Source organism: Rhodococcus sp. O3, from assembly GCF_048897285.1.
Lineage (GTDB): Bacteria > Actinomycetota > Actinomycetes > Mycobacteriales > Mycobacteriaceae > Rhodococcus.
In genome coordinates, this window is record NZ_JBMBTE010000152.1 from 1 (window position 1) to 10,625 (window position 10,625).

General features: G+C 69.0%; 12 protein-coding genes. 2 read left to right on the forward strand and 10 right to left on the reverse strand.

Translation table 11 applies throughout. The features are described 5' to 3' along the window. On the forward strand, positions 1–606 hold a 606-nt coding region (locus ACN675_RS25415; RefSeq protein WP_420753471.1), incomplete at its 5' end, for a lycopene cyclase family protein. A 62-nt stretch (positions 607–668) separates the two neighbouring features. After that, a complete protein-coding gene (locus ACN675_RS25420) occupies positions 669–1,670 on the forward strand; it encodes a Ku protein (protein ID WP_420753472.1) in 1,002 nt (333 codons plus the stop codon). Positions 1,671–1,690: 20 nt separating this feature from the next. On the opposite strand, the gene ACN675_RS25425 is transcribed toward ACN675_RS25420, so the two are convergent. The 10 genes from ACN675_RS25425 to ACN675_RS25470 all read right to left on the reverse strand — a co-directional run. Beyond that, positions 1,691–3,241, reverse strand: a complete 1,551-nt coding sequence (locus ACN675_RS25425) for an MFS transporter (RefSeq protein ID WP_420753480.1) — start codon at positions 3,239–3,241, stop codon at positions 1,691–1,693. Positions 3,242–3,356: 115 nt separating this feature from the next. Next, entirely contained in the window at positions 3,357–3,812 is a 456-nt protein-coding gene (locus tag ACN675_RS25430) for a MarR family winged helix-turn-helix transcriptional regulator (RefSeq protein WP_420753473.1), read from the reverse strand. Positions 3,813–3,929: 117 nt separating this feature from the next. After that, complete coding sequence (locus tag ACN675_RS25435; RefSeq protein ID WP_420753481.1) at positions 3,930–4,385, reverse strand: MarR family winged helix-turn-helix transcriptional regulator; 456 nt, start codon at positions 4,383–4,385, stop codon at positions 3,930–3,932. Positions 4,386–4,413: 28 nt separating this feature from the next. Further along, positions 4,414–4,827 carry a metal-sulfur cluster assembly factor gene (locus tag ACN675_RS25440; RefSeq protein WP_420753474.1) on the reverse strand — a complete coding sequence of 138 codons (414 nt, stop codon included), beginning with the start codon at positions 4,825–4,827 and terminating at the stop codon, positions 4,414–4,416. Further along, a complete protein-coding gene (gene sufU, locus ACN675_RS25445; protein ID WP_420753475.1) occupies positions 4,827–5,294 on the reverse strand; it encodes a Fe-S cluster assembly sulfur transfer protein SufU in 468 nt (155 codons plus the stop codon). Before sufU ends, ACN675_RS25440 begins: the two co-directional genes overlap by 1 nt. Position 5,295: 1 nt before the next feature. Beyond that, positions 5,296–6,591, reverse strand: a complete 1,296-nt coding sequence (locus tag ACN675_RS25450) for a cysteine desulfurase (protein WP_420753476.1) — start codon at positions 6,589–6,591, stop codon at positions 5,296–5,298. A 4-nt stretch (positions 6,592–6,595) separates the two neighbouring features. After that, positions 6,596–7,381, reverse strand: a complete 786-nt coding sequence (sufC, locus tag ACN675_RS25455) for a Fe-S cluster assembly ATPase SufC (RefSeq protein ID WP_248673920.1) — start codon at positions 7,379–7,381, stop codon at positions 6,596–6,598. A 42-nt stretch (positions 7,382–7,423) separates the two neighbouring features. Beyond that, positions 7,424–8,653, reverse strand: coding sequence for a Fe-S cluster assembly protein SufD (gene sufD / locus ACN675_RS25460; RefSeq protein ID WP_420753477.1), 1,230 nt, complete (start codon positions 8,651–8,653; stop codon positions 7,424–7,426). After that, the gene (gene sufB, locus ACN675_RS25465; protein WP_420753478.1) at positions 8,654–10,102 is read right to left on the reverse strand and encodes a Fe-S cluster assembly protein SufB; all 1,449 of its coding nucleotides are present in this window, start codon (positions 10,100–10,102) and stop codon (positions 8,654–8,656) included. A gap of 86 nt (positions 10,103–10,188) precedes the next feature. Beyond that, positions 10,189–10,625: helix-turn-helix transcriptional regulator (locus tag ACN675_RS25470; RefSeq protein WP_420753479.1), on the reverse strand; the 437-nt coding region annotated here is incomplete at its 5' end.

The following is a 10,625-nucleotide window of genomic DNA, read 5'->3' on the forward strand; positions in this document are numbered from 1 at the left end:
CGGGACAACGGCACCGACGGTGGGGACGCCCCGTCGTTCCTGTACGCGGTGCCGGTCGGTCCGGGCCGGGTGCTGCTCGAGGAGACCTGCCTGGTGGGGCGGCCGGCGCTGGTACTTCCGGAGCTGGAACAGCGCCTGCGGACCCGGCTCGCGGTGCGCGGCGTGGAGCTGTCCGGTGCCGAACCGGCCGAACACGTCCGGTTCGCCGTCGAGGGTGCTCGGCGGCGGCGCGGCGGCCCGGCCGGGTTCGGGGCGCGCGGGGGGCTGATGCATCCGGCCACGGGATACGCGGTGGCCACCGCGCTGTCGGCCGCGGACCCGGTGGTGGCCGCGGTGCGGGCCGGACGCCACCCGGATCGGGTGCTGTGGACCCCGGCGGCCCGGGCGGTGTCGGCCCTGCGCGTACGGGGATTGGCGGTGCTGCTGGGTCTCGGCGGCGAGGATGCGGCGGAGTTCTTCGCCGCATTCTTCGATCTGCCCGTCGACCGGCAGCGCGCCTACCTCTCCGGGAGGGACGATCCGGTCGGTGTCGCAGCGGCGATGTGGTCGTTGTTCGGGTCGGTCTCTCCCGCGCTGCGGCGGACGATCCTGCGGTCGATGAGCTGAGGACGAAGATCGAATTCGGTCGGTCGACTGCACAGTGGCGTGTTGTCCCGCATGATGGAGCCATGCGGTCGATCTGGAAGGGTTCCCTCGCGTTCGGCCTGGTGAATGTGCCGGTGAAGGTCTATTCCGCGACGGAGAGCCACGACATCCGGTTCCATCAGGTGCACGCGAAGGACGGCGGGCGGATCAAGTACGACCGGGTGTGCACCGAGTGCGGCGAGTCGGTTCCGTATCCGGAGATCGACAAGGCGTACGACTCGGACGACGGCACGCGGGTGGTGCTCACCGACGAGGACTTCGACAAGCTGCCGGCGGCGGAGAAGCACGAGATCCCGGTGCTGCAGTTCGTGCCGAGCGAGCAGATCGATCCGATCCTGTTCGAGAAGTCCTACTATCTCGAGCCGGACTCGTCGTCGCCGAAAGCATATGCGCTGCTGGCGGCGACCCTCGAGCAGAGCGACCGCACCGCCCTCGTGCATTTCACGTTGCGGCAACGCACCCGGCTGGCGGCGCTGCGCAACCGGGACGGGCTGCTGGTGCTGCAGACGCTGTTGTGGCCGGACGAGGTGCGGGCCGCGGAGTTCCCGGTGCTCGACGACGTGCAGAAGCCGTCGTCGAAGGAACTGGCGATGGCCGAGACGCTCGTCGAATCGATGTCCGAGGATTTCGATCCGGACGAGTTCACCGACGAGTACCAGGTCGAACTGCGGGCGCTGATCGACGACGCGCTGGCGCGTGGCGGCGAGAAGGTGTTCCAGGTTCCCGAAACCACTACCGAGGGCGAGGACGCCGAGGTGCTCGACCTCGTCGCGGCACTGCAGCGCAGCGTGGATGCGGCCGGAGGCAAACGCGCGGGCGGTGCGGACGGCGAGGACGCCGACGAGGACGATTCGTCGAAGCGCCGCGCGCCGGCGAAGAAGGCCTCCGACCGCAAGGCTCCGGCGAAGAAGACCGCCGCGAAGAAGACGCCGGCGAAGAAGAGCGCGTCGAAGTCGGCGTCCGCGCGGAAGAGTCAGGCGGACAAGCCCGCGGCGAAGAAGTCCGCCGCGCGCAAGCGCGCCTGAGCCCGACCGGTCGGCCCGTCCTAGTCGCCGACCGGTGCCGTGTCGACGGCGGCCTTGCGGGCGTCGTCGAGTTGTTCGAGGCCGGTGCGGGTATTGAGCGCGACCTCCTTGATGAACAGGATCGCGACGAGCGCCAGGGCGCCGAGGATCGCTGCGATCAGGAAGATCCGGGCGGTCGCGTCGCCGTAGGCTCCGCGCACGACCGCGGCGATCGGCGCCGGGAGTTCCTGCAGGTTGGACAGTCCGGCGCCGCCGGAGCCGGCGGGAACCTCGATGCCCAGGGCGGCGAGGCCCTTCGCGATCAGGTCGACGATGTGGCTGGACAGGACCGCGCCGAGCACGGACACACCGGCGGCGCCGCCGAGCGACCGGAAGAAGGTGACCGTGGAGCTGGCGGCGCCGAGGTTGTGCGGGGCGACGGAGTTCTGCACGGCGAGCACCAGGTTCTGCATCGTCATGCCCATACCGAGGCCCAGAACGAACAGGTAGACCAGGATCAGCCCGATGTCGGTGGTGTGGTCGATCGTCGCGAGCAGCCCGAAGCCGACGGTCATCGCGACCGCACCGACGACGAGATAGATCTTCCAGCGGCCGAATCGGGTGATGAGGGCGCCGGACAGGGCCCCGGACACGGTCGAACCGAGCACCATCGGCACGGTGAGCAGGCCTGCGGCGGTGGGGCTGTAGCCGCGGGCGATCTGGAAGTACTGCCCGAGGAACACGGCACCGCCGAACAGGGCGACACCGACCGCGATGCTCGCCAGTGTCGCCAGGGTGGTGGTGCGGTCCCGGAACAGCTTCAGCGGGATGATCGGGTCCTTCGCGCGGCTCTCCACGAACACCGCTACCGCCAGCAACACGACGCCGAGCGCGACCAGGCCGTAGGACATGCCCGATCCCCACGCGAAGTTCTTGCCGGCCAGGGTCACCCAGATCAGCAGCACGCTCACCCCGGCGGCGATGAGGGTGGCGCCGAGGTAGTCGATGCTCACCTCCTTGCGCACGACCGGCAGGTTCAGGGTGCGCTGCACGACGACGAAGGCGGCGACGGCGAGGGGCACACCGATGAAGAACGTCCATCGCCAGCCGAGCCAGCTCGTGTCGACGATGACGCCGCCGATCAGCGGCCCGGCCACCGTGGCGACGGCCATGACCGCCGCGATCGGCCCCTGGTAGCGACCGCGTTCGCGGGGGCTGAACATCGAGGCGATGACGATCACGACGAGGGCCTGCAGCCCGCCGAGGCCCAGCCCCTGGATCACGCGGCAGCCGATGAGCATGCCGACGGACTGGGACAGCCCGGCGAGGATCGAGCCGAGGGTGAACAGGATCAGCGACAGCTGGACCAGCAGTTTCTTGCTGACCAGGTCGGCGAACTTGCCCCAGAGGGGGGTGGTCGCGGTGGAGGCGAGCAGGGTCGCGGTCACGACCCAGGTGTACTGGTCCTGGGTGCCGTGCAGATCCATGATGATCGTCGGCAGCGCGTTGGACACGATCGTCGAGGACAGGAACGCCACGAACATGCCGAGCAGCAGGCCCACGAGCGCGTTGATGCGCTGACGGTGGGTCATACCCGTCTGCGTGTCGTCCGGCGGGGTGGCCTCGGTGCCGGGAGCCGGGGGCACGGATGCGGTCATGGGCGCTCCTCGTCGGAAGTGATGTCGATGTCGGGGACGGGCGGGACCGTCAGGGGCGGGCGTCGCGGAAGCGATCGACGGCGGCGCCGAGCCGGTTGAGCCGGTCGACGAGGTCGCGGCCCTCCTCGTCGGTCCAATCGGGCACGACCTCCTGTAGCAACCGCACGAGCCGCGCGCGGTGGCTGCGCAGCGCCTCGGCGCCGTCCTCGGTAAGGGTCAGGCACGCGGCGCGGCGGTCGTCGGGATCGGCGCCTCGCCGCGCGTATCCGAGGGATTCGGCGTAGGCGACCTGCCGGCTCAGCGTCGAGGCGGTCACCCCCAGCCGGTCCGCGAGGTCGCCGAGCCTGCATCCGCCGCCGTGTTCGAGGTTGGCGAGCAGGGCGACCAGCCAGTTGGGCATGGCCTCGGGGTCGGCCTGCTGGGCGCGGACGTTGAGGCTGCGGCTGCGTCGGACCAGCGCGCGCACTGCCGCGATCAGGTCTTCTGCGGTTTCCGGAGCCAGCATGTCCATCCCTCGTCGATCGATCCTGTGCCACCATAGAAAATTTGGTTGATCGATACAACTAACGATCGGTGGCGAGGGTCGCGTTTCCGGTCGTCACCGGGGGGCTCGCAGCGGCCGTCAGTCCAGAATGCCGCCGAGACGGTGCATCAGCGTCGCCAGCTGCCGGACATCGTCCGGGTCCCACGCCGACAGGCGTTCACGCCATCGCCGGAACGTCTCCGCCCGCTGCTCCTCCAGGCGCCGCCGGCCCTCGGGGGTCAACGCGACGAGCCGGGCCCGCGCGTCGTGCGGGTCGGGGATGCGTTCGACCAGGCCGAGCCGCGCGGCACTGTCGATGCGCCGGGTCAGCGTCGACTTCTCGATGCCCAGCGCACCGATCAGTTCGGACATCGCGATCGCGTCGGCGTCGCGCAGCAGCACCAGCAGCGGGTAGCACACCGGATCCAGCTTGGGATCGACCGCGTGGGCGCTCGCGGCCATGTACGAGCGGCCGCGGCGCCACAGCGCGAACACCTCCTGTTCGAGCGCTGCGGCCGCGACTCCCGGTGCGGCCTCGTCGAGCGGATCCGTCATGCGGTCCGGGGAGGTGGTCACCGTGTGGTCACACGGTGAAACCGAGCGCCCGCAACTGCTCGCGCCCGTCGTCGGTGATCTTGTCGGGACCCCACGGCGGCATCCACACCCAGTTGATGCGCAGTTCCTCGCACAGTCCGCTCTTCACCAGTGCGTTGCGGGACTGGTCCTCGATCACGTCGGTGAGCGGGCAGGCGGCCGAGGTGAGGGTCATGTCGATGGTGACCGCCTCGTCGTCCTCGGTGATGCCGTACACGAGGCCCAGGTCGACGACGTTGATGCCCAGTTCGGGGTCGACGACGTCGCGCATCGCCTCCTCGAGTTCGTCGAGGCGCTGCGGGTCCATCGGCGGTGCGTCGACGGTCGTGGTCGCCGCCTCCGTCGCCGCTTCGGGGGCCGATGCTTCGGCGGGGGTGCCGGTCTCGGAAGCCTGTTCGGTCATCAGTTCTGTCCTCCGCTCGGAACGGGTGCGCCGTCCACGATCTGCACCACGGCGTCCTTGAACGCCATCCAGCCCAGCAACGCGCACTTCACGCGCGCCGGGTACTTCGCCACGCCGGCGAACGCGATGCCGTCGCCGATCACGTCCTCGTCGCCTTCGACGGTGCCGCGGCTGCCGACCATCTCGGCGAAGCTGTCGACCGTCGCGAGCGCCTGCTCGACCGGCAGCCCGATCACCTGATCGGTCAGCACGGAAGTCGCGGCCTGGCTGATCGAGCAGCCCTGACCGTCGTAGGAGACGTCGCCGACGATCCCGTCGTCGGTCACGTGCACCCGCAGGGTCACCTCGTCACCGCAGGTCGGGTTCACGTGGTGCACCTCGGCGCCGAACGGTTCCCGCAGACCGCGGTGATGTGGGTGCTTGTAGTGATCCAGGATCACTTCCTGGTACATCTGTTCCATCCGCATGTCAGGACGCCCCGTCGATCGTGGTCTCGTGAATGTCCAGCGGCGGGTGGGTTCCGAAGAACTCCTGGGCCCGCCGGATCGCCGCGGCCAGGGCACGCACCTCGTCGGTGGTGTTGTAGACCGCGAACGACGCCCGCGCGGTGGCGGCGACACCGAATCGCCGGTGCAGCGGCCACGCGCAGTGGTGCCCGACGCGGATCGCGACACCCTCGTCGTCGAGGATCTGCCCGAGATCGTGGGCGTGGATGCCGTCGACGACGAACGACACCGCTCCCCCGCGGTGCTCGGCAGTGGCGGGGCCGATGATGCGGACCCCGTCCATGCCGCCGAGCAGTTCGAGCGCGAGTGCGGTCAATTCGTGTTCGTGCGCGGCGACCGCGTCCATCCCGATCTCGTTCAGGTAGTGCACGGCGGCACCGAGCCCGACGACCTGCGAGGTCATCGGCACCCCGGCCTCGAACCGCTGCGGCGGCGCCGCGAACGTGGTCGCCTCCATCGTCACGGTCTCGATCATCGAACCGCCGGTGATGAACGGCGGCATCGCCGTGAGCAGCTCCCGCTTGCCGTACAGCACGCCGACGCCGGACGGGCCGAGCATCTTGTGACCCGAGAACGCCGCGAAGTCCACGTCCAGGGCGTGGAAGTCGACCGGCATGTGCGGCACCGACTGGCACGCGTCGAGCACGACCAGCGCGCCGACCGCGCGGGCGCGGCGCACCAGTTCCTCGACCGGCGCGACCGCACCGGTCACGTTCGACTGGTGGGTGAACGAGACGACCTTGACGGCGTCGGACAGCTCGAGCGAATCGAGGTCGATGCGGCCGTCGTCGGTGACGCCGTACCAGCGCAGCGTGGCGCCGGTACGCCGGGCCAGCTCCTGCCACGGCACCAGATTCGCGTGGTGCTCGAGTTCGGTGATCACGATCTCGTCGCCGGGGCCGACCGCGCGGGCGAACCGCTCGTCGCCGAGCACGTGGGTGACCAGGTTCAGCGACTCGGTGGCGTTCTTCGTGAACACCAGCTCGTCGGTGTCGACGCCGACGAACTCGGCGATCGCGGCGCGGGCCCCCTCGTACGCGTCGGTGGCTTCCTCCGCGAGCTGGTGGGCGCCGCGGTGCACGGCCGCGTTGCACGTGGTGAGGAACTCGCGTTCGGCGTCGAGCACCTGGATCGGCCGCTGAGAGGTCGCACCCGAATCGAGGTACACCAACGGCTTTCCGTCGCGCACCGTACGGGCCAGGATCGGGAAGTCCTTCCGGATCCTGGTGACATCGAGTTCCCTCACCGGGATGGTCATGTGTCTAGGCTCCTGCCGCGGCCTGGGTGAAACGGACGTAACCGTTGGTCTCGAGCTCGTCGGCGAGCTCGGGCCCACCGGACTCGACGATCCGGCCACCGACGAACACGTGCACGAACTGCGGCTTGATGTAGCGCAGGATGCGGGTGTAGTGGGTGATGAGGAGGACGCCGCCGTGCTCGCGCTCCTGGTAGCGGTTGACACCCTCGGACACCACGCGCAGCGCGTCGACGTCGAGGCCGGAGTCGGTCTCGTCGAGGATGGCGATCTGCGGCTTGAGCAGGCCGAGCTGCAGGATCTCGTGGCGCTTCTTCTCACCGCCGGAGAATCCTTCGTTGACGCTGCGCTCACCGAACGCCGGATCGATGTCCAGCTCGGTCATCGCCTCCTTGACCTCCTTGACCCAGGTCCGGAGCTTGGGGGCCTCGCCGCGGACGGCGGTGGCGGCGGTGCGCAGGAAGTTCGACATCGACACGCCGGGCACCTCGACCGGGTACTGCATGGCCAGGAACAGGCCGGCGCGGGCGCGCTCGTCGACGCTCATCTCGAGCACGTTCTCACCGTTGAGGGTGATGCTGCCGGAGGTCACCTCGTACTTGGGGTGGCCGGCGATCGCGTACGACAGGGTCGACTTGCCGGAGCCGTTGGGGCCCATGATGGCGTGCGTCTCGCCGGAGCGGACCGTCAGGTTCACGCCCTTGAGGATGTTGATGGGCTCGGCGTTCTCGTCGGTCTGGGCGACGCGAACGTGCAGGTCCTTGATCTCGAGGACGTTCTGGGGGGTGGACATCGGTGAATCGGTTCCTTACGAAAGTGTGTGGGCGGTTCGCGCTCAGGCGCCGACGGCGGCGAGTTCGGCCTCGACGGCGGCCTCGAGCCGTTCCCGGACCTCGGGGACGGTGATCTTCTCGATCAGTTCGTGGAAGAAGCCACGGACCACGAGCCGGCGGGCCTGATCCTCGGGGATGCCGCGGGCGCGCAGGTAGAACAGCTGCTCGTCGTCGAAGCGGCCGGTCGCCGAGGCGTGGCCGGCGCCGACGATCTCGCCGGTCTCGATCTCGAGGTTCGGCACCGAGTCGGCGCGGGCGCCGTCGGTGAGCACGAGATTGCGGTTGAGCTCGAAGGTGTCGGTGCCCTCGGCCTCGGCGCGGATGAGCACGTCGCCGATCCACACGGTGTGGGCGTCGGGCTTGCCGGACTCGGGGTCGCCCTGCAGCGCGCCCTTGTACACCACGTTGGACTTGCAGTGCGGCTGCGAGTGGTCGACGAGCAGACGCTGCTCGAGGTGCTGACCGGCGTCGGCGAAGTACAGGCCGAGCAGCTCGGCGTCGCCGCCGGGCGCGTCGAACTTGACCGTCGGCGAGATGCGCACCAGGTCGCCGCCGAGACCGACGGTGAAGTGCCGCAGCGTCGCGTCGCGGTGCAGTCGCGCGTGGTGCGCGGCGACGTGCACGGCGTTGTCGGCCCAGTCCTGCACGGCGACGACGTTCAGGTGTGCGCTGTCGCCGACGACGAACTCGACGTTCTCCGCGTACGTGCCGCTCCCCCGCTGATCGAGGATCACGGTGGCCTTCGCGAACGGCTCGAGCCGCAGCTGCAGGTGCCCGAAGGCGACCTGTCCTTCACCGGGACCGGTGATCGTGATGGTGACCGGATCGGCGACCTCGACCTCGCGGCCGACGGTGACGACCGTGGCGGACTCGAACGACGAGTACGCCTGGGCGGCGATGCGGTCGAACGGGACCCCGCCCTGTCCGAGGCGCTCGTCGTCGCGGCCGACGGTCTCGACCTGCACGCCCGCGACCTCGGAGACCTCCACGGTCGCGGTGCCGGAGGCGACGGCGGTGCCGTCGTGCAGCCCGCGCAAGCGGCGCAGCGGGGTGAACCGCCAGGCCTCGTCGCGGCCGCCGGGGATCTCGAACGCATTCACGTCGAACGACGTGAACAGCTCACCCTTGTTCTTTGCAGGCGCCGCCTGCCCGTTGACGGCCGGCACTGGGTTGTTCTCGCCGCGCACGGCGTCCTGCACCCCCGAGGGGGTGTTAGCGGTATTCGCAGCCATTTAGCCGACTGCCCCTTCCATCTGCAGTTCGATCAGTCGGTTCAACTCGAGGGCGTACTCCATCGGGAGTTCCTTGGCGATCGGCTCGACGAAGCCGCGCACGACCATCGCCATCGCCTCGTCCTCGGTCAGGCCGCGGCTCATCAGGTAGAACAGCTGGTCATCGCTGACCTTCGACACGGTCGCCTCGTGGCCCATCGTCACGTCGTCCTCGCGGATGTCGACGTACGGGTAGGTGTCCGAGCGGCTGATCTGGTCGACCAGCAGCGCGTCGCACTTGACCGTCGACTTCGAGCCGTGGGCGCCCTTGTTGACCTGTACCAGCCCGCGGTAGGAGGCCCGGCCGCCGCCGCGCGCGACCGACTTGGAGACGATCGTCGAGGAGGTGTGCGGTGCCAGGTGCAGCATCTTCGCGCCGGTGTCCTGGTGCTGGCCCTCGCCGGCGAAGGCGATGGACAGGACCTCGCCGCGAGCGTGCTCGCCCATCATCCACACGGCCGGGTACTTCATCGTCACCTTGGAACCGATGTTGCCGTCGATCCATTCCATGGAGCCGCCGGCCTCGACCTTGGTGCGCTTGGTGACCAGGTTGTAGACGTTGTTCGACCAGTTCTGGATGGTCGTGTAGCGGCAGTGGCCGCCCTTCTTGACGATGATCTCGACGACCGCCGAGTGCAGCGAGTCCGACTTGTAGATCGGCGCGGTGCAGCCCTCGACGTAGTGCACGGACGCGCCCTCGTCGACGATGATCAGGGTCCGCTCGAACTGGCCCATGTTCTCGGTGTTGATCCGGAAGTAGGCCTGCAGCGGAATGTCGACGTGCACGCCCGGCGGCACGTAGATGAACGAGCCACCCGACCACACGGCGGTGTTCAGCGCGGAGAACTTGTTGTCGCCGGCCGGAATGACCGTGCCGAAGTACTCCTTGAAGATCTCCGGGTGCTCACGCAGACCCGAGTCGGTGTCCAGGAAGATCACGCCCTGGGACTCGAGGTCCTCGCGGATCTGGTGGTAGACCACCTCGGATTCGTACTGGGCGGCGACACCGGCGACGAGACGCTGCTTCTCCGCCTCCGGGATACCCAGCTTGTCGTAGGTGTTCTTGATGTCCTCGGGCAGTTCCTCCCAGGAGGTGGCCTGCTTCTCCGTGGAGCGGACGAAGTACTTGATGTTGTCGAAGTCGATGTCCTCGAGATTCGAACCCCACACCGGCATCGGCTTCTTGTCGAACGTGCGCAGTGCCTTGAGGCGGATGTCGAGCATCCACTCGGGCTCGTTCTTCTTCGCGGAGATGTCGCGCACGACCGCCTCGGACAGACCGCGCTGCGCGACAGCGCCGGCCGCATCCGGGTCCGACCAGCCGTAGTCGTAGTGACCGAGGGACGCGATGGTCTCCTCCTGCGTCAGCGGCGCACCTGCGCCGGACGCCTGGTCCGATGTGAGGGTCATGCGAGCTCCTTCCGGAGTCTTGTTCGTTGTCGGCACGGACTGGGATACCGACGGGCTGGGCTGCTGGGGGTTACCGCTCGCGGCGGTCAGGGGTCGCTGTCGGTCCGGGCGCGGGTCGCCGGGTCCGGGAGCAGCGGCACGTGGGTGGTGCAGAAACTGTCGCCGTTGGCGATGGTCGCGAGCCGCTGGACATGGGTGCCGAGGATCTCGACGAAGGCTTTCTGTTCCGCCTCGCACAGTTCGGGGAACTGTTCGGCGACGTGCGAGACCGGGCAGTGATGCTGGCAGACCTGCATGCCGGTGCCGACCCGCCGCGTGGACGCGGCGAATCCGGCGGCGCTGAACGCCTCGGCGATGTCCTCGAGGGTTGCTTCGACCTCGTCGGATCCGGCGGCCGGTTCGACACCGGCGAGGATCGACCGGACCCGGCGGCGCGCGAAGTCCTCGATGGCGGCGTCGCCGCCGAGCTCGCGCAGATGCCGCATCGCGGCGCCGGCGAGGTCGTCGTAGGTATGCCCGAGCC